At 51.6% G+C, this 20,567-nt stretch carries 14 protein-coding genes and 1 pseudogene; 8 read left to right on the top strand and 7 right to left on the bottom strand.

Features of this window, described 5'->3' with window-relative positions; genetic code table 11:
* Positions 1-112: 112 nt before the first annotated feature.
* Together LPW11_RS16380 and LPW11_RS16385 are read left to right on the top strand one after the other, a co-directional pair.
* Positions 113-3,532, top strand: coding sequence for a site-specific DNA-methyltransferase (locus LPW11_RS16380; RefSeq protein ID WP_230994948.1), 3,420 nt, complete (start codon positions 113-115; stop codon positions 3,530-3,532).
* The gene (locus tag LPW11_RS16385; RefSeq protein ID WP_230994949.1) at positions 3,523-6,618 is read left to right on the top strand and encodes a DEAD/DEAH box helicase family protein; all 3,096 of its coding nucleotides are present in this window, start codon (positions 3,523-3,525) and stop codon (positions 6,616-6,618) included. The genes LPW11_RS16380 and LPW11_RS16385 overlap by 10 nt, the downstream gene beginning before the upstream one ends.
* Before the next feature lie 469 nt (positions 6,619-7,087).
* On the opposite strand, the gene LPW11_RS16390 is transcribed toward LPW11_RS16385, so the two are convergent.
* The 7 genes from LPW11_RS16390 to LPW11_RS16420 form a co-directional block, all read right to left on the bottom strand.
* Positions 7,088-7,450, bottom strand: coding sequence for a hypothetical protein (locus LPW11_RS16390; RefSeq protein WP_230994950.1), 363 nt, complete (start codon positions 7,448-7,450; stop codon positions 7,088-7,090).
* Positions 7,451-7,761: 311 nt separating this feature from the next.
* Positions 7,762-7,986, bottom strand: coding sequence for a hypothetical protein (locus tag LPW11_RS16395; protein WP_230994951.1), 225 nt, complete (start codon positions 7,984-7,986; stop codon positions 7,762-7,764).
* A 368-nt stretch (positions 7,987-8,354) separates the two neighbouring features.
* Positions 8,355-9,608 carry a DnaB-like helicase C-terminal domain-containing protein gene (locus LPW11_RS16400; RefSeq protein WP_230994952.1) on the bottom strand — a complete coding sequence of 418 codons (1,254 nt, stop codon included), beginning with the start codon at positions 9,606-9,608 and terminating at the stop codon, positions 8,355-8,357.
* Positions 9,605-10,306, bottom strand: a complete 702-nt coding sequence (locus LPW11_RS16405) for a hypothetical protein (protein ID WP_230994953.1) — start codon at positions 10,304-10,306, stop codon at positions 9,605-9,607. The genes LPW11_RS16400 and LPW11_RS16405 overlap by 4 nt, the downstream gene beginning before the upstream one ends.
* A gap of 199 nt (positions 10,307-10,505) precedes the next feature.
* Positions 10,506-10,790: a hypothetical protein gene (locus LPW11_RS16410; protein ID WP_230994954.1), complete on the bottom strand. Its 285-nt coding sequence runs from the start codon at positions 10,788-10,790 to the stop codon at positions 10,506-10,508.
* A 110-nt stretch (positions 10,791-10,900) separates the two neighbouring features.
* Positions 10,901-11,665: a hypothetical protein gene (locus LPW11_RS16415; RefSeq protein WP_230994955.1), complete on the bottom strand. Its 765-nt coding sequence runs from the start codon at positions 11,663-11,665 to the stop codon at positions 10,901-10,903.
* Complete coding sequence (locus LPW11_RS16420; protein WP_230994956.1) at positions 11,662-12,945, bottom strand: tyrosine-type recombinase/integrase; 1,284 nt, start codon at positions 12,943-12,945, stop codon at positions 11,662-11,664. Before LPW11_RS16420 ends, LPW11_RS16415 begins: the two co-directional genes overlap by 4 nt.
* Positions 12,946-13,262: 317 nt before the next feature.
* Here LPW11_RS16420 and LPW11_RS22405 point away from each other — a divergent pair.
* The 6 genes and pseudogenes from LPW11_RS22405 to LPW11_RS16445 form a co-directional block, all read left to right on the top strand.
* A pseudogene (locus tag LPW11_RS22405) lies at positions 13,263-13,445 on the top strand (DUF6538 domain-containing protein); the annotation flags it as partial.
* Between the two features lie 99 nt (positions 13,446-13,544).
* Positions 13,545-14,549: a site-specific integrase gene (locus tag LPW11_RS16425; protein WP_230994957.1), complete on the top strand. Its 1,005-nt coding sequence runs from the start codon at positions 13,545-13,547 to the stop codon at positions 14,547-14,549.
* A gap of 204 nt (positions 14,550-14,753) precedes the next feature.
* Positions 14,754-16,505 (top strand): retron Ec67 family RNA-directed DNA polymerase/endonuclease, encoded by a 1,752-nt coding sequence (locus LPW11_RS16430; protein WP_230994958.1) that lies wholly within the window; start codon positions 14,754-14,756, stop codon positions 16,503-16,505.
* Positions 16,506-16,870: 365 nt separating this feature from the next.
* On the top strand, positions 16,871-17,656 hold the full coding sequence (locus LPW11_RS16435) for a hypothetical protein (RefSeq protein WP_230994959.1): 786 nt from the start codon (positions 16,871-16,873) through the stop codon (positions 17,654-17,656).
* A 141-nt stretch (positions 17,657-17,797) separates the two neighbouring features.
* Positions 17,798-18,271: a hypothetical protein gene (locus tag LPW11_RS16440; protein WP_230994960.1), complete on the top strand. Its 474-nt coding sequence runs from the start codon at positions 17,798-17,800 to the stop codon at positions 18,269-18,271.
* 55 nt (positions 18,272-18,326) lie between these two features.
* A complete protein-coding gene (locus LPW11_RS16445) occupies positions 18,327-19,766 on the top strand; it encodes a DNA primase family protein (RefSeq protein WP_230994961.1) in 1,440 nt (479 codons plus the stop codon).
* Positions 19,767-20,567 lie beyond the last annotated feature (801 nt).

Below are 20,567 nucleotides of genomic sequence, written 5' to 3' on the forward strand. Positions count from 1 at the left end.
ACATTCGGAGTTGCTTTTCGCGATAACAAAAATTATCCGGGCGGTTTGATCTGTGGTAATCTGGCGCCCTCATTTGTGACCGTAACTTGCTCATTGGAGACAAAGGACCTTCATGACTTCAGCATTTGACAAATTTAGAGACTTCCTCCGGGAGATGTTCCAGTACGACACCAACGACCTGGACTTCGGTATCTTCAAGATTCTGAAGCTGAAGCGGACCTATATCGAACAGTTCATCAGCGGCGACGGTCCGGACGACCTGAAGGCAACCGTTGCCCGTGAACTGGCGCGGGTGGAAAACACCGACGTGGAAGCCGCTTTCATGTGGCTGGAGCCCTACTGCGAGGACTTGGGCAAGCGGACCCGCGAGGCGTGGCAGGCCCTGAAGCAGGACCCGCTCAATGCCGACCTGAAAACCCGGCTGGAGGCGGCCATAGACGCCCTGGACGAGAATGCAGACAAGGCGGAAGCGGCCAGGGAAAAGGTAGCGCTCTGGGTTGCCGGACAACAGACTTCGTCGGCCAACATTGAAGAGCGGCTCTACAACTACCTGCTGAACTTCTTCGAGCTCTACTACCAAAACGGCGATTTCGGTTACAACAGCCGTGCCGCCAACGCCTTCAAGGTGCCGTACGAGGCGGACTACGACGGCACCGACACCTTTTTCCACTGGAAGCACAAGGACAGCTACTACATCAAGACCGGGGCGAGCTTCCCCAGTGTGAAATGCGAGTTGGCCGGGAAGCGGCTAGAGTTCCGCCTGGAATCCGGCGGCGAGAGCGAAGCCGAGGCCACGGCACAGAACAACAACAAAGACAAGGAGATCAAGCTCTACCGGCTGGCGCGGATTGAGGAGCAGGACGGCGTTTGGCAGGTGGTGTTCCATCTGGCGAAGACGGGGACGCCGAAAACGGAGCTCTACTCGAAAGTGTGGGCGGCCCTGTTCGACGCCGAAGCAGACCTCACCCCGTACCTCTTCAGGAAAGAGGGAGCGGGCGACGGTGGCAAACCGGTCTTCAACGAATTGGCCTCCGACTTCGACAAAACCGAAGGCGGACAGGTGAAGGGGGTCAACCAACTCCGGCTGAAGGAAGAGAGCTACTACAAGGAGCTGGCCAAACGGCCCGAGTTCGCCGGACTGGGGAAGAATGAGTCCGACCGGGTCGAGGCGCTGCGAACCAATCCGACCGCCGCCGCCCTCTACCGGCTGGACACAACGCTGAACCAGTTCTACGTGGGGAACGACGCCGACTACTTCATCCACAAGGATCTGCGCGGCTTCCTGACACGGGAGAAGGACCGCTTCATCAAGAACGTCATCTTTTCCGATTTAGATACGCTCCTCAACCGGAATATCGACAACACCACTCTCATCATCGGCCGGGGGGTCAACGCCGTGGCCAGCCGGATCATCGAATTCCTCGACACACTGGAGACCTTCCAGCGGAATATCTTCACCCTAAAGAAGAAGGTGATCGACACCCACTGGCTCATCTCCGTTGGGAAAATTCCGGAGCGGTTTCATGGCGCTATTTCCGCCAATGCAGAGCAGGTGCGTCAGTTCAGAGAGATGTACGGGGTCGCCATCGAGAGCCTGGAGCAGTTGAAGGAGCATCCGACCTTGGTGGTGGATACGTCGCTATTCGCAACCGAGTGGGCGCTAGAGCTCTTGTCCGACCCGGCGTTCGACAACCTGGACGAGCAGACCGACGGGGTGCTGATTCACTCGGAGAACTGGCAGGCTTTGAATCTATTGCAGGATAAGTACCGGGGGCAGGTGAAATGCATCTACATCGACCCGCCGTACAACACGGGGGGTGACGGTTTCCTCTACAAGGACTCGTTTCGCCATTCAAGTTGGGCTGCCATGATGGCGGACCGGTTGCAGCTCGCCAGTGCCCTGCTGAACCGGGATGGGGTGTTGTTCGCCAGCAGCGACGACAAGGAGCGGACACAGCTTGAGACCATTCTCAGGGAAACCTTCGGTTCGGGAAACCGGGTCGAGGAGCTGATCTGGGCGCAGAACTCCACGAAAAACCAGTCGCCGACCTACTCCAACAACCATGAGTATGTCCAGGTGTTCGCCACCGACCTGGACCGGGTCAAGGCCGACCCGACCATGTTCCGGGAGCCGAAACCTGGCTATGCCGAAATGATGGAACTGGTGGAACGGCTCAATCCCGAGTACCCCCCAATTAAGGTGATAGAGAAGGCAATCGCCGAGCTGTTCGAGCAGCATCGGCGGGAGTTCCGGGCTGAGCTGGAGGAGCAGGGGGTTGAGTTTGACAAGAATCTTGATCTTTGGAAGGGGCTCTACAACTATAAGCATGCCGAGTATAGGGATGAGAAGGGCCAACTCGTGTCCGAAAAAGAAGCGAGAAGTCGTAAATCAAGGATCTGGATTTGGAGAGAAAGCGATACGTCGATGCCTTTGGTGTCTGCAGGTTCGAAAAAACCGAGCGTGAGGGACCCAAACGATCCCAATTATCGATTTTATACTCCGCCACACGAAATAACCGGAAAGCCCTGTCCGGCACCTAAGAGAGGTTGGGTTTGGCCGAGAAAACCATTGGCAGGTTTCAGCCAGTCTTTTGAGGAGTTGGATGCTGATAAGCGAATTGCTTACGGGGCGAATGAAGACAAAATCCCACAGGTAAAGCGTTTTATTCATGAAGTGGACACGAATGTCGGCAGATCGGTAGTTATTGATTACACTGATGGCGAAAAGGAACTTACCTCACTTACCGGAAAAACACACAGCTTTGCAAATCCAAAACCGACAACCCTGATCGAACGGTTCGTTCAGCAGACCACCTCTACCGGTGAATGGGTGCTGGACTTTTTCGCCGGTTCCGGCACTACCGGACATGCCGTCCTGCATAGTGACGAGCAGCGCCGGTTCATGCTGACGGAGATGGGCGACTACTTCGACAAAATCCTCAAGCCCCGTATCATGCGGGTGCTCTACTCGACCCACTGGAAGGACGGCGCTCCGGTCATGCCGGGACGACAGCCTCATATTATCAAAGTTCAGCACCTCGAGCAGTACGAAGACCTGCTGGCCAACCTGGAGACCGCCTGGGACGGCGAGACGCTCCCTAAGGGTCTGCCGGTGCAGTACCTTTTCCGGCCTGAGCACAACAGGCTGGTGGCGAGCCTCGATCTCTCCCGCCCCTTCAGCCAGACCATCAAGGCCGGCAAGGCGCGGGAAGAGAAGACCATCGACCTGATGGAGAGCTGGCTCTACCTACAGGGGTACTGGGTCAAGTCACGGCGGGTCTACACCGAGAGCGACAAAACCTACCTCGCTGTGGAAACCACCATCGGCGTGCTGGTGGTCTTCCGCGACATCGATACCGGCGAGGATGACAGCGCGGCACTGAACGCCATCATCGACCGCTACAAGGGAGAGAGCGGCGAATTTACTGTGACCCGGCTGGAGGTGAACTGCGACGCCGACATCCGACGGGTGAAGCTGCCCGTATCGCTGGTGCAGGCGACCGATTTCGACCGGGGGGCTTCATGGAGCTGAAGCTCTACAACCGGCTGAAGCGCGAGCTGTTGGGCGACTTGGCAACTGCCGCCGAGCAGAACGTCACCGTTTACCAGGGGGTGGTGGAGCGCTACGCCCCGCAGACTGAGTCGGGGATTCCTCGCCCCTATTCCCAGAGCATCCAAGGGTGGCTATCTTTCTACAACCGGCTCATCGCCCGGCCGGTGCAGCTCCGTTACTACCAGATCCTCGCCCTTTATTTTACCGAGGCGGTGCTGCGCAAGATCCGCAACCGGGAAAAGGGATATCAGGGCCGGACCATGCTGGCCTACTGGATGGCCACCGGCAGCGGCAAGACCCTGCTGATGCACCTCAACATCCTCCAGTTCATCGACCATATCGGCGGCTGGCGGGCCTTCGACGAGCTGCAGATTATCCTGACCACGCCGGGGGTCAACCTGATCGAGCAGCATCGCCGCGAGGTGGTTCCGCTCATCGAAAAGCTCAACCAGCAGTGTGCTGGCCGCATCAGGCTCACCATCGACTCGACTCAGTCGCTTCTGAACCGGGAAAAGCATTTCTTCGACCTGCCGGACCACAAGCGGGTCTTCCGACTGGTGCTGGTGGATGAAGGGCACATTGGCCTCTCCAGCAGCGGTACGGATCTGGGGAAGTTCAAGGAGCTGCGCCACAATCTGGCCGACTACCCCAACGCCTTCCTGTTCGAGTATTCCGCCACCTACCACGGCATTGCCGACCGGCATATCGAGGAGTATGGCGAGCAGATCGTCTACGACTACAACTACTATCGCTTTTTCAAGGACGGTTACGGCAAGGATTTCTCCGTGGCCCGCATCGCCGACGACGCCTTCGATGCTGGCCGCGAATGCTGGGAAAATTTCACCACCGCCTTCCGCACCCTGGCGGATAAGCTGGCCATCCACCAGGAGCTGCGGGTGAGCCTCGCCACCGGCACCGAGGGGCTCCCCTTCACCGGCTTCTTTCCGGACAAGCCGCTCCTGGCCTTCATGGGGCGCACGGTGGAGGACTCGAAGGACGAGGGGAAAAGCGACGAGGTCTCCGACATCCGCAAGCTCCTCGGCTTTCTGGCCCGGCTCACCTTCGAGGAGAAGGAGCAGTTGCTGGAGGTATTTAACGGCCAGATCGCCGGCCCCCTGACCCTTACCCGCTGCCCGGCGGTGACGGACGAAATCCTCCTCTCCTGGGGGGATGGCGAATACTGGGGGATCATTAACGTCGGTAACGGCGACAAGTTTTTCAACGACTCCAAGGACCACCCCGACCTGAAGGGCCCAGACGGTGGCATGCTGGCGCAGCTGCGCAAGAGCCCGATCATCGAAAGCCGTTTCCACTTCTCCCAGCTGGACACCGCGGCGAGCCCCATCACCGTGCTCATCGGCAGCCGGAAGTTTGCCGAGGGGTGGAACTGTTTCCGGCTCTCGGTCATCGGCTTGGTGAATCTCGGGTCCACCAAGGGGAACAAGATCATCCAGATCTTCGGCCGCGGGGTACGGCTGAAAGGGTTGAAGAACGACGGCAAGCGCCATGAGCCGGCGCACCATGACGACTACGAAGGGCTGAAGCTCCCCGATACGCCGGTGAGCCGCCTGCGGCGGCTGGAGACACTGAACATCTTCAGCCTGAAAAAGAGCTACCTTGATACCTTTCTAAAGGCGCTGGAGGCCGATCTTCCTACGTGGACCGTGGAGCGTTCCGTACCGGTGGCCCCGGCCGCGGTCTGGGTGGGGGGGCGGACGAAGTGGAAAACAGTCCAGTTCGACGACTACCGCGACAAGCTGAAGGTTTTCAAGGTGGGGAAACACCGAGACGAGCCGACCCTGATTGCAGTGCGGGCCGAATCTGGCCGCTGGTGCTGGCGCTATCTGGGCGATGGCAGCGAACTGTGCGAGGAGATGCCCAGTTTCTCCATCTGCCTCGACTATCGAGCTGACACCACGGCGGGAGGGGCCAATATCGCCGCCGAACTGCTGGAGCGGGTGCGGCAGCAGGCAGCTTTCCTTCCCATGGTGGAGTTGCACCGGCTGCTAGAGCGCTGGCAGGAGTCGCGGCGCATCCGGCTGTATCACGGGAATGACGAAAAGCTCCTTCCGGTTACCATCGACTGGCTGCTCGAACTGGTCGGCGCGGTCTACTACCAGGCTCATCTGGACGAGCGGAGCTGGCCGGCCGTGGAACGGCTTCTGTTCCAGACCGTTCAGGATACGCTGGATAAGATCCATCATAAGCTGATCTACGACATCAACACCAGGCGCTACCGCTACGACGAGCTGATGACCCAGGCCGCTCCGGGGGGGGACGGGGATTTCATAGATCGGTATCAGGTTACGCTGGAATTCCCCGACCAGGCGCGGAAGGCAGCATTCGAGACCACATATCCGACGGATGTCCCGGAGCAGCTTAAACTCTCCTTCAACGATCCCCGCACGGTCTATGCGCCTCTCCTGAACCAGGACCGGGAAGCGCTGGAGAAAGAGTTGGGGCTGAAACCAAACTCCCTGAAACTGACAATTTCGCCCGATTCACTCAACGCCGGAGAACGGAAGTTTGTCCAGGATCTCCACGACTATCTACACGATCCTGTCATGAAGGGGCGGTATGACAAGCACGAATTCTACCTGCTCCGCAACGTGCAGAGCCTCCGCTCTGTTGGCGTCTACCTGGAGAGTGAGACGCGGGCGTTCTTCCCCGATTTCGTCCTCTGGGTAATGCACAAGGACCGGACCCACATCTTCTTGATCGATCCTAAGGGGCAGACGGGCATCACCGATTGGTCGAAACTGGAGGAGAACGAGAAGGTACGCATCTCTACGGGAAACCACCTGCCGGAGCTGGCGCGGAGGCTCTCTCAACAGTACGGCAAGCAGTTCAAGGTCGATTCGTTCATCCTGCTGAGGGATTCGTCGCCGATGGGTAAACTGAAAGCACTCACTCCGACTGCTGATGAACTGAAAATGGTCGAACAGATGAAGGCAAAGCATGTACTTCGACTGGACTGGCACGCTCGGAATGAGGCGGGTGACAACCAATCAGCGTATTGGGATGGAAAGACGTACCTTGATTTTATGTTTGAGCAGTTGATTTGATCGCGACTGCGAGGGGTAACGACGCTAACCAGAGCTCGCCCGATGGGGAAAGCTGCTTTTTCCGTCACCGCATCCCGCGCAAAGGCGCGTGAAGAAATGCAGCCCGTCTTGGACAATTGCAAAGCGTTGTCTTTTGCGGAATTTATGTGACCGCATCGCGGGGACTTTTGGAGACATACTCTTGGGGCTCCCCCTCTATGCCGAGCAGCGTCATGTCGGGGGAGCGGGTTTGCTTGGAGATTGACCGCGGCGCAATGCAGATCAAGTGCGGTCCATAGGTGCCTATGAAGTGCCCGAAAGCACCGGGGGTAACCTCTAGCCACTCCGCAGCGGCTTCCCTTCCCGGTCCGCTAATCTGAATCGATCCGAGCTCATCCCACGGCCCCAATGCCTCAATGGGGCCTCACCTTTTAAAGTCTGCATCGTGATTTTCATTCCATACGTTCTGACACGACTACTTTTTTCACGATCAATGAGGAGGTGTCATTGCACGGCGTATAGCTTCCTTCTCTGCCTCGGTGGGGTGGTACACCTTGCCGCTTGCCGTGCAGATCCCGTCGAACTCCCTCCCGAATTTCTTGCTATACCTCTGCAGCAGCTGCCCATAGTGAAGACGCTTCCGTTTGTAGTCCATGAGGTACTGCGCCTGGTACGAGTTCATATCTACCATGCCGCTGGTCTGCGTGTAAAAGAGGTTCTTCGCGTCAGCGTATTCTGCCTTTGCCACGCAGATATCCTCTTCTGCGGCTTGTTGCTCGTCTGTTTTAGAGGTATTTCCTCCCCACGCCATCACCGGCACCAGGATGATCAGTCCTATCACCAATCTCCGCATAGTTATCCCTCCTTGGATAATCGAGAATTACAGGTTTTGCACGCTTTGCGTGCAGGCTTATGACCTTGAGGGTTTTTCCCCCGTCCCCTTTGATGCAACGGCGCTACGCTAGCCTCACAGCGTTGTCGCTGAGATCGGCAAGAACGCCTGTAGTCCTACCGGATGTTATCGCGGCAACTGGGTGATGGACTTATCCTTCTCCCTCTCTTTGTCTGACTTGTCCATATCGTCAGCAAACCGAAGCGCTCGCTTCAACAGTTCTATCTTACGCCGGTACTTCTCCTCTTCTGGCGTAGACGTACACTCCCGTTTCACCACGATTCTCCCTCCTGGTACTCCTCGTCGATAAAACCAGGAATCCTGCTGCCCTCCCTGGTGTGGGTCCCGTTCCAGAATCCTGGCGGCGGAACAGCACCCCCTGCGAGGTCCCAATCGGTTTCCAGGGTGTCTTCTCCCAGTAGGTCCTCGGTGCCGTCGATCATTCCGTCTCGGATTGTGTTACCTTTCCGGCGCTCGTAAAGTGCCTGCGGTGACATGCGTCGTTACCTCCTCACGTGGGTTGCCTTAAAGGTAGTAAAGCCGCAGCCGCAAAATGATGGCGTGATATCGGTTCCTTCAGAGGGTTCATGCTGAGCTGTGGTCAGCATCGAGAAGGGGCTCGCACTTCTCTTCCAGGATCCTCCCTAGTAGAAACTCATCACCCTCTGTGCTCGCTCGCAGAGGGTGAGGTGGTTGCCCCGGTTGACCTTTTGACTCTGCAAATGCTTTTTTTATGGAGTCGGAAAATTCCCTAGGCAGTTCGTTTAATTCGGTTTACTCCGCTACAAAAATGCGTGAGAAATGCCAAAAACGCTACAATTTTCATGTCCTGGGCTATCTTTTGAGTTCAGCTCCATCTGATCGCTCAATCGGCTGTCAGAATCCGAATTTCAGTGATTCGTTGCGTGGTTCGGTCAAACTGCATTTCGATGTCGAGCCCTACGGGGCCTTGGCGGTTCTTGTCGATGGTCAGGATGTCGCGCTTCTTGTCGTCCTGCCAGAACAGTAAGAGGCTATGAGCCTTCTGGGCGATCTTGAAACACCCTGCGAGCTCGGCTTTAGTAGGGCGCCCCTTCGCGTTGCCTTGCCTGTTTAGCTGGGCCATCACTACGATGTGGATTCCAAGTGCCTTCGCGCAGTCCACCAGCTTCTGGGCAAACCTCGCGAGCCTCGCCTCTTCCGTCTCCTTCGAATCCCCGCTGTGGCTGATTTCGCCGATGTAGTCAACAAAAGCGACTTCGATTTTGTGTTGGATCACATACCGGGTGATGAGGGAGGTGATCTCTTCGATGGTGCGTGGGCTGCTGTCGGTCATGAACATGCCGGTCGTGTAGAACTCCTTGCCGAAAGCTACGGCTATTTCTGGACAGTTGCCACTTTCGATGTCCTTCACCTTCAGGCCGGAAAGGATCCCGCACATACGATCAAGGTTCAAGTCAACGTCATTCTCGTTGGAGATGAAGAGCGCCCGGTGTCTAGCGGTGAGCAGGTTGAAGAAGAGGTTGAGGGCAAGAGTGGATTTCCCAAATCCCGTAGCGGCGGCAATGACCGTCATCCTCTTGGGACTGATACCGCGGAGGAGCTTGTCGAGGAGGGAGTACCCGGTGCCAGGTCCGTCCGGCTTGTCCGGGTCTTCGCGTCCTTCCTGTAGCTTCATCACGCGCCTGCATAGAGCTGCGGCGTCGAAGACCACCTTGGAGTTGTTGCTGATCGTTACCTCTGCAGCGAGGTCTGAGAATCTCTTGGCTATCTCCTCGGGCGTCAGCGTCTCCAGTTGGGCTAGCGTCTGCTGAATCTGCCAGGTAATGTGTCGCTTGTGGAAAAGGTCGCGCACTTTCCGGGCCTTTGGTAGGACGAGGGAAGGGATGATATCCTCTGTTAGGCACTCGGCCAGCATCTGCGGCGAAACCTCGGCAACCTTTGCCAGGGTCCTGAGGTCGGTCAGTGCCTTCTTCTCGTACTGCATAACGAAAGCCTTGAACGTCAAGCCTAGCTGGCGGTGGTGAAACATCTCGGGCTTGAGGATGCCCCGGACGTCCAGGAAAGTTTCCGGGTCCATGAGGAGGGCACCGATAATTTCACGCTCGGCTGCAACATCTGCAAAACTTGGCGCTTTCATAGCAATTCCATCACCTCTTCCTTTGTTTTCCTGCGCTCCTGGGGGGTACAGCCTAGAGCTCGCTTGATGCGAGTGGCATCGTTCCGGTGCCAGGTCCTGACGGCGGCCTTCCAATCCTTCATTTTGTTCTTGCCGACCATCCACCCCTTCGAGGCGTAGAAATCAACAAAGTGTTGAGCGTTGCCGTCATAGCCAATCTCTTCCATGTAGGCTTGAACATCTTCTTCTGTCGGTACGGTGAACCTTTTGGACATATCAAGTTCTTTTCCTTCTTTACTTTCTTGTTCTGGTACCGTTTTCGGTACTGCCTTCGGCCTGTTTTTAGTACCGGCTTCGGTTCCATCTTCGGTACTGCCGCATTGGTACTCGTCATAATTTGTTATGCAAATTAAGGAGCTTACCGCCAAATTCTTCAGTACTATTTCTTGCGTTATTCTCTCGTCAGCCTTCAGTTCGGCGAGGAATCTAATCACCTTCCCCTTGCTCCACTTCCACCTATCCGCCAGAGCTTCCTGGGAATAGCCGACTTGCCCGCGGCGCACAGGGATCTTGATTCCGCGCCTTCGGATGTGGCCGACCTTGTGGTTTGCGAGCAAAAGCAGGTCTACCCAAGCCTGCGCCCTGGTGAAAGGCTCACCAAGCCATAGATCATGATCTGCAAGCACCCGGTGCAGTTTTACCCATCCGGCGGCACTCATGGCAGGGGTATGATTCCTTTCAGAAGGTCGAGTTTACTAACGGGAATGATGATCTCCCGGCGGATGTGGCGATCATAGACGACGGCATAGAAGCCGATCACCTTGCCGTGCGGCGGCTCCGGCCTTGCGATCTTAGGTGAATTATTTTTGGGGTATGATCGATTCACAGGATGCCCTCCAAGTTTTAGAACCAGCCGGCTTACCTAGCTTTTAGTGCACCAAATCTGTACCGAACACCGTTCCCAACTTTGATATACGGAACCTGGGGGGACACTCCGCCGTTGAGTCGGTCCAGTCGCAGCCACTGGACAGACTTCGTGAGATACGCTGCGGCTTCAAACTCATCCAACAAGGCGTCATCGCCGAGGGCTTGGACCTTACTGGACAGCCTCTCCATGGCGCCGGCACGTTTTTCCGCAAACATTTCAGCCCGACGCCGTCTCTTCTCTTCCGGTGTTGATGCCTTATAGGGTTTCCTACTCATTTTCCACCTCCAAAAAAAATCCGGTTGCTTCCGTTGTTGCTAACGGATGTAACCGGATTTCTAAAGTGTCGGTGAAAAAGGCGTTCTTGCGGGCTACCAGTGATTCAAATTTACGCGGTGATTCTTTCGTACCTCTCTCTAACTGTCTGTGTGGCTTTGGCGTGTCCCAGCTTCCCCCAACACCACGGGTATGTTACTTCTAAAAGTTTTGCCGAAAGGGTGTAGTAATCATACCGGCCATATTCTCCTACCTCTCTACCGGTCAATGCCTTCTTCATAGTTTCAACGAGTTGCTTTATAATTGGATTCCACTCAGTACGGCTGGTTATGCTTTTATATTCCGACCCATCCGGCTTGTATCTTGATTTTGCATTAATTTCAGTGTCTAAAAAGTCACGATAAGCTGTGGCCAAAGCAAGTGCTTCTTGCAAAGGCTCAAGTACTACTGTCGGGTAAAATCTGGACTCGCTGCACGCCTTGATATGGGAAGAAATGCGTTTTATCGTGGCGTTTAGTTCTTTTCTGGTTTGTCTTGCGCCTTTAGTTTTGCTGTAGGTGTAAGTCGTAGTGCCGCCGTCCCACAGCACATCGTAGGCCTTTGGTTTAATAACTTTGCAGACTGCTCGTGTGACTTCAGCAGGAAAATCTTTCAAGACTTTCTTGATGGCCGCTCCACTGGGCACTCCTCTATGCTCATCAAAGAGCATTTTTTCTGCAAGGTGGAGAAAGAATTTTTGCTTATTAGCATCTAGCCTTTCAAAGTCAGCAAATTTGTCTGTAAACAGGAGCATAAACTTTAACTCTTGCTTCGCTGGTGTGTCTAAATCGTTCCAATCCTTCCGAACGATGGCTGCATAATCTTTCTTATCGCTCATAGGGAAGGTACCCTTCTCCTTTCCTCAAGATTCACGATCTTAGTCACCTGCTTCTGTTGCTTCTCAATAAGTGTTTTTGCGGCAAGGAGCACAGAGACCGGCCGAGTGACGCAACCGAGTATGAGGTCAGTGATTTCCTGCATTTTGCGATGGGGACCGCTGTTCTCAAAATCGAAGATGTAGCCACCTGTCACGTCAGTGATTGAGTGATTTACGAGCCGTTTAATCAATGTCTCTGAAATGCCCAGACTCGCCGCCGCACTCATAAACGTACGCCGCAAGTCGTGCGGGTTGAATTTGAATCCGGCAGCCTCGGATATTGCGGCTACTGCCTTCTTGGGCTCGACGAGGTGTCCCGATTCGCTCGTAAGAGACGGGAAGACGTACTCATTCACCTTGGTTTCTTTTCGTTGCTTGAGGAGGTCGCATAGGAAATTAGAGAGGGGGAGTGTATGGTCCTTCCCGTTCTTCGTGTCCCTGGCGATCAACGTCTTCCCCTTCAGGTCTATATCCTCCCAGCGGAGGGAAAAACCTTCACTGCGCCTGAGGCCCGTTAGCAATAACAGCATCAAATAATCAGCGATGTCCTGGTTGCGGTAGTCAATGACCGCTAGGTACCACGCTGGCAGCAGATGTGCCTGCACGACCCCGGTTCGCCTCTCGGACGGATTCCACTTGGTCCGTGGTATCCTTGCCGGGTTCTCAGGTAACAGGCGCTTGTTGGCATAGAATACGGCTCTAACGGTGCGAACGAATTTGTTCGCAGATTCCTTGAAGCCCTTTCGCGTTATCTCGGTATGCTTCTTCAAAACCATTTCCGGCGTAATGCTCTTCACCGGCTTGTTCATCCAATCGGCAGCGTGATTTTGCAACAGCCCGCGGTAAATCTTGATCGTGTTCTCTTTCAAGTTCGGGTTGTCCAGAAAGTAGTTCTCAAGGGCTTGGGCCACCGTGATGCCCTGCTCTCGGCGAGTCTTCTTTGCCTCATTCGGGTTCACACCCGCCTCGATATCGGCGACGATCACCGCGGCTCGTTTCCTGGCGTTGAGTTTTGGGTCATTGTGGTCGGGAAGAAACACACCATGGTCGCCGATCACGACGCGGGTCATTCTGCCGTTGCACCGCTTCGCCACGCAGTAGACCGCTTTGGTCCCGCTGAGCCGTACAAGGAAACCTTTGATCTCAGTGTCGTACACGTCCCTGCGTGCTGCACCTGTAGCCATGTGCTCAGCAAGCATTTTGTTGACGCGGTCCTTCGTCAGCTTAAATCTCGTCGCCATTCGGAGGTCTCCCTTAGGGTTGCTATTGGGTTGCAGATTGTGGCGTGGGTTGCAACCGGGTTGCGGTAAAGTTGATGTGCCTTTGGGTTGCAATTAGCAACCAATATACTACCAACCCCACGTTATGCAAGCCTTTTTAGCAACAGACGAAGGAAGGGGATAAACCATTGGGTGGTGTGCCGAAGAACTCCTAAGGAAGGGGTCGGACGTTCGAATCGTCTCGGGGACGCCAATTTCATAACTAGCTGATATAGCTGGTAAAAAATAAAGCCTCTCAATGCTAGGTATACAACAAGGTATACAAGGAGCGAGAGGCTTTGTCATATCCAACACACCTAATCACGGTCAATAGGCGGTTCTACTACAAGATTAAAGTCCCTGCTGACCTGTCCCATCTGTTCCCCTGCAAGTTCATCAAGAAGTCACTCCAGACAGACCAGTTGCACGCTGCTAAGACCATGCTGCGGTATTGCGAGTTCAAGACTCACAATGCCTTCGCATTGCTAAGGACTGGTACGTTAGCACCGGACCAGGCTCAGCGGGTGGTGAATAGCTTGCTGCCTGTACAGAAGGAACAGCGACCCAAGGGGAAGACGGTCATGGATGTCATCAAGACGTACACGGCTGAAAAGGAGTCAGGCTGGACAGATAAGACCAAGATAGAGGTGGAAGGCGTCTTCAAGCTGCTGGTGGATATACTCGGCGACATTGAGATAACGACGATCACCAGACCAATGTTGGTAGAGCTGAGGTCATCGCTGCTGCGAGTACCACCACATTTCTACAAGAGGAACCCAGGCAAGTCGGTGAAGCAGGCTGTAGCGTCAAGTGACGGGCCGGGGATAAGTATTAAGTCCGTGAATAAGCATATGGCCAGGGTTGGCAGCCTCCTCAAGTACTGCTGTGAGCATGGCCTTATCCCCAATAACCCCGGTACAGGACTGCAACTGTCCGAGAAGCAGAGAGCCGACGAAGAGAGGAGCTCGTATAGCCCTGAAGACATCAAGAAGATTGTCGCTAACCTGCCACTTGATGCCGCTACGCCTGAACGATACTGGATACCGCTGATAGGCCTGTATTCGGGGATGAGGTTAAACGAGATCTGTCAGCTTCATACGGAAGACGTTCTAAATGTTGAGGGCCATTGGTGTTTCAATATCAATGGTATCGGTGACAAGCGGCTTAAGAATGCGGCAAGTGCCAGAGTTATACCTCTTCACCCGGCATTAATAGACCTTGGCTTCCTTCAGCATGTGGAAAAGATGAAGGAGGGCAAATATCCCCGGCTGTGGATGAATCTTGAGCATATACGGCTACATGGGTATACCAACGGGATCGGCAAGTGGTATCAAAGATTCAACCGCGAATACGTCACTGAAGACCCCAAGAAGGTCTTTCACAGCATGAGGCATACCGTAGCTGATGCCCTAAAGCAAAAAGGCGTCTCAGAGGGAATTATAGCCGAAATACTAGGGCATTCACACGCGAGTATTACCAGTGGTAGATATGGTAAGCGGTACCAGCCTAAGGTGCTACTGGATGCATTGTCGCAGTTGAGTTACGAAGTTGTCTTTCCTGCAAGGAAAAAACGACAAGAAACTTGAAATTTTAATAAAAATATGTTTTTATGAGGCGCGGCTTGTAGGCAGATTTGTTATTGTGAATCGCAATATAAGAAACCAAAGTCAGGGAGTGTTGCTTCCCACAGACGTACCGCACTTTGGCTACTAGCATTATGACTTTACGTTACTTGACGTTATCGCTTAAGAGTGCCTACGAGCCGCGTACAATTCTCAGGTAAGATCCTCATGTCATCTCTTGAAAAGCTGAAAAAAGCAGTTACTCTCAGCGATCTAGCAGTCCTTCTTGGTTATAAGCCTAAAGCAGTATCTTACATACTATACAAGCTCTCGCTTGAAGAAAAATATACAGTATTTACCATACCCAAGAAGGGTGGTGGTGAGCGTACAATAAAAGCACCTACAGAGCAGTTAAAGCGATTACAGAAACGCTTGGCTGATCATCTAGGCAAGTGCTATGAGGAAATATATACCAAAGGTCCTCATAAGAATCCTTTATGTCACGCTTTCAGAAAAAAATTTTCTATTGTGACAAATGCGGAAAATCATGTCAATAGACGGCATGTTTTTAATGCGGATATCAAAGACTTCTTTCCCACAATCCATTTTGGCAGAGTGAGAGGATTTTTTATTAAGAATGTGCACTTCACGCTTGAGCCTAAAGTGGCAACCGTCATTGCTCAAATAGCTTGTTGTGGGGACGAACTGCCTCAGGGGAGTCCATGTTCTCCAGTGATATCAAACCTTGTGGCCGGGCACTTAGATATAAGAATGGCTACGTTGGCTAAAAAGGCCAAGTGTACATATTCGAGATATGCAGATGACTTAACATTTTCAACCAATCGCAAAGAATTTCCAGATCTTATTGCTGTTCTAAAAGAAGGAAGTGACAAAGAATGGACAGCAGGTCCAGGGCTGTTGAAAGAACTTAAGCGAGCTGATTTTACGATTAATGAAAGGAAAACATCATTACAAAATTCCACCGGGAGACAAATTGCCACTGGGCTTGTAGTCAATGACAAGGTAAACGTCCGGCGTGAATACTACAAACAAGCTAGATCAATGTGTTACTCCCTGTTTTTGAACGGTGACTTTTACAGGGGGAGTCATCATGTCAGCACAATTGAACAACCTGTAGCGAGCAGTGATGTTCAGGCGGAAGCAAGTGCTGAGAAGCATGCAAAAAGTGGCACTTTAAATTACTTGGAGGGTGTACTCAGTTACATTTACAGTGTTAAAGCATCTCACGACCAGCGGAAGACTTGCGCTAAAAGGAGCTACCCTTCAGCTGTAATGAAGTTGTATAGGCAGTTTCTTCATTACAAACATTTTTTTGTATTACAAAAGCCCCTTATAATATGCGAAGGAAAAACAGATGTCATATATTTGAAATGCGCCTTGAGGCAATTAGGTAAAAGCCACCCTAGTTTAATCAAGTTAAATGGCAAAGAATTTGTGTATGAAGTAAGCTTTCTGAATATGAGTAAAAATCTTAAGGAAGTTTTTGCTATGTCAGAAGGTACGCCTGGGCTAGCCAGTATAATGGAGAATTTCCATAAAAATATGGCAGGCTTTGAAGGTGAGGGTAAAAAACATCCTGTTATTCTGCTTGTCGATAACGATTCAGGTGCCAAAGAAATTAAGAAGAAGATTGATCACAAAAACCCCGCAAAAACATTTCATCGTTATGCTGATAATCTTTATGTCATACTAATTCCTAATAAACCTGGACAAGAAGAAACGGCTATAGAGCATCTGTTCGACGCAAAAACGTTATCGACTACGATTGACGGAAAGAAGTTTAACAGTAGTGCCGAGCTTAATCCAAAAACAGAGTACGGAAAGATAGTTTTTGCAGAAAAGGTGATAAAAGCAAATCAGCAAAACATAGATTTCAGTGGATTTGACAGTATTTTGCAACAGTTCGAAGCTGTAATTGTAGACTATAACAAACAACAAACTCAAAGTGTTACATCCTAATAATTATACACTGGCCTAGATTTGCAACGGTTGCGTTTAAACGATAAGGACGCTGCAACCCTTGAGCGCTGTAGTTGTTCCAGTTGGCGCAAGGGTGGGGCGTAGGTGGTTGTTGTCACAGATGCATTGACGGCTGTGATGGCTTTCAGGCGCTATGCCAAGATCACCAGTTCCGCTTCTCAATCATTATCTAAAAGGCAGATAACGATTTCGAACCGGGCCCAAAAACCTGCAATTTCATCTACATAACGTTTGCATGAATAAGCTGGTATTTGGTAAAGTCCCGTAAAATATCCCGTTCCCTTGGGTGTAAGTGTACGATATTGCACGCTTTAAAAGGGATATGTAATCCGTTAGGAGCCGGAATGGTCAGGTTTGAGCAGTTTGATTATGAAATATTCGGGGTCGAAGATACCTGGCACTTATCCAAGTCGTTGGATATATTGACCAGCTTCGAAATGGAAAACAAAGGTTACTTTGAACGGCAAAACTTCGAGGTCATTTTCGACAAAGTTAAAAACAAGTACAGGCTGTACCTTACTAAAATGATGGTAAATAAGATACTCCATTACCATACCCCGAAAGAAGTGTACGAAGAAATGGAGGACTTGTACGGGGAGTATCCAGAATATGTAATAGACCCGCTTACGACAACCTTTAGTCGAGATGTGCTGTTAAGGTGCATTGAAGATAACAACTTGCTTGACGTTGATCTTGTTGCACTTAAAAGACTCCTATTTTGTGCTCAAAATGCCGTTAAAGTTAGCCGTCATGAGGGACACCATGATCTAATTCATGTTTCAGCTCAAAATTCAGACCATACACGAAAATGTGTGTATGGTGCTAATGAAAAGTGGTCAGCAAACAGAAGTATTAAGAATAAGATAACAAAGTATGTCATTGAAACTGTTGCTGATGGGTGTATGTGTAATCATGCACAGCTTGGTAGATTCATATACGAAAAGTCAGTTGATAAAGAGACAGGAGAATATTTGCTGGAAGGAGCAGATGATGCAAAAGTTTCTGAAGAAGTAGTGATACAGACAGTTAAGGTAGTATTTGAGGCAGAAGGCATATCCAGGATAAAGGGGATGCCTGGGGTAAAGGATTGTAAAGATTGCTCCGTTCACCAAAAAGAATTTAAGAAGTAGAATGTCAAGGAGGGGACCCCATACCCCCCCTTATGCGACGCATAACCCACCTCATCGTCTTCTCTGAGTCCCTATTTCTGTGTACTGTCCTCGCCATCAAGCTGGTTCGCCAGCAATCACAAAGATGAGGGAGACAGAGAGATGACACAGGAAATTATCAACGACTCGAACAACACCGCTAACCCCGCCGTAGACACCCCTTCTGGCCAGCTTCAGGCAGAAGGCGGCCAGCCGACCACCAATGCCGAAGAGGAGCAACGCGCATCCTCCACGGCACCGGTTTCAGGCCCCACTACCACCATTGATCCAGCAGTCGTAGCAACCTTGTATCAGAAGCTAAACAAGGCATCGAGCAGTGCTTTCTACATGAGCAATCCGAAGCGTATCGAGAAATTGGAAGAGGCTCTGATTATTCCTGTATCTGATGATAAGTCTTTCCAGATGTTTTTCACTCATGCATCCCGCGAGCTTGAGCGTGACGCATACCGTAAGGCTCGGGAATCCCGCACTATGCCCGAACTGGTAACTGAGCGGCAAATCATGGAAGAGGCTCAGAGGCGGTACGAGGCAAAACACGGGAAATCAGCGGTCATAAACGAAGAATACCTGGCTTAGTCTTCGCAACTAATGCGGGGGAGGAATCCCCCGCCACATTTAAAGGGAAAAGAACATGCGAAATATATACGAGGTGATGTCGCGGTTGGCGATGCAAAATGTTTCAGGAGTACCTACGCCACCTGTTAATCGCTTTTCAGTTCCTGAAGATGCCATAACAACTGACTATGGGAACTGCCTTCGATTTGTTCACCATTTCGGAAAGGATGTTTTTTATGACCATCACAGTAAAAGGTGGTTTATTTGGAACGGTAGGTGCTGGGAGGTGGATTCTAGGGAACGCATCAAGCAGCTTGCGACAGAAAGCGTAATGAAAATCCGTGAAGTCGAATTGCCACACTTTCACGATCCTGATCAGAAAGGACGCCTCACAAAATGGATTGCAAAGAGCTTGAATAAGACGAGGATCAACAGTGTCGTTGAGATGGCGCGAGGTGAGTTACCATCACCAGGACAGCTAGACAAGGAGGTATATCTCCTCAATGTTCAAAATGGGACTGTTGACCTCCGTACAGGTGAACTGTTTCCACACAATAGGGATCACTATTTTACTAAACTTTGTGAAATAGATTTCAGCCGTAGCGCTTCGTGTCCAAAATGGCATGCTTTTCTTAACATGGCCTTTCAGGGAAACGAGAGGTTGATAAGGTATTTTCAGAAAGTGATCGGATACTGCTTAACGGGTGACACTGGAGAAAAATGCTTTTTCATCTGCTGGGGGCCTGGAGGAAATAACGGTAAATCAATGATTATAAACGTGATGAGGGATATTCTAGGCCCAGACTACAGTGTGATGATTGCGGCTGAGACTCTGTTGACGAGGAGATTCCAGAACCCAATCAGAACAGACTTGGTTCGGCTTCAAGGACACAGGTTTGCGTCTGCATCGGAGACGCATAGGCAGTACCAGTTTGATGAAGGACTGATCAAGGGGATGTCTGGAGGTGATGCTATTACAGCCAGACCCTTAAGAGCTTCCGAGGTAGAGTTCGTTCCAGAGTTCAAACTGTTCATAGCGACAAACCACCTCCCTAAGTTGAACTTGAACGATCCGGCTTTAGTTGAACGAGTAGTAATTATCCCGTTCCTGGTATCGATACCACAAAATGAACGTAACAGGCATTTCAAGGACGAGCTTCTAGCAGAGGAACGTGAAGGAATACTTGCATGGGCGGTAGAGGGCAGCGTAATGTGGGCCAATGAGGGCCTTGGTGCTATACCTCTGGAAGAGCGCCCTGCTGCAGAAGTTAGTCCAGCAAGCAGCATCGAACACTTTGTGAACACGTGTTGCTGCGTAGGTGAAGGTTTGCGGTGTGGCTCCTCGGCGTTGTATGAAGCATATACCGGATACCATGCTCGGATTTCGGACGGCAGCGATGTTATACCTGCGAGTACGTTTTACCGTCATCTTAGTGATCTAGGTTACGTTCCCGATCATGGAAGAGCTTATAACGAACGGGTGGGAATTGCTCTCACATCAACACCAACCGGTTAGTATGCAGCACGCAACCTAGTGGCCACGCCCCCTACGGGTGATGACTCTGTGAAGGTGTGAAGGTGCTACTTTCAGAAATACATTTATTATTTTAAAAAATAGAGAAGTATATCCTTCACGCCTTCACGAAACAAACATTCTACGGATTGTGAACGCGATCCCGATAACTGTGCTTGCGAGACTACCCACTTGAAACGAGTATGCGCGATTGCCGTATATGTAAACATCTGAGCTTTTACAGAGACTTTAAACATACATAGTCTTGCAGTATATGAATACACTGGTTGTTTGTGCTTATGATACGCATTTGTATAGCGTCTTAGTTGTCAGTACAGTGGCTAGGATGTTCGTCAGGTCAACTTGCTTGATTTGTATAGTTGCACGTTTGTTGATTATTTGCATTGTTGTCATGTAACGTAAGCACACACATGGCCTTCATGGCCATTAGAGCATGTCTAACTGGTTGTCTTAATGCTGCTAAGTAACTTCCCTGTAACGACACCCCGATCGTAACATTGAAGCAAACAACCATCCTCAAGATACACCCCCCCCTGTACACCATCGAAATCAAAAAAAATCGAAAGTTGTAACAAGGAGAGGTGTAATTACACCACTAATTAGATAAGGAAAGGTGCGCCCAGGTCTAGTTTTACCGCACGTCAACTGCACTCGCGGCTAGGCTGACAGTTGAACTCCCTTTATCTCCCGCAGAACTAATCTCTAGGACACATCGTGAAATCTGGAGTGTGCAGCTCATTTATTGTACCGATACTGCGAGGTCGGTTCACCCTTAAAACGTCA

The organism is Geomonas sp. RF6 (genome assembly GCF_021044625.1).
In the GTDB taxonomy this organism is placed as follows: Bacteria; Desulfobacterota; Desulfuromonadia; order Geobacterales; family Geobacteraceae; genus RF6.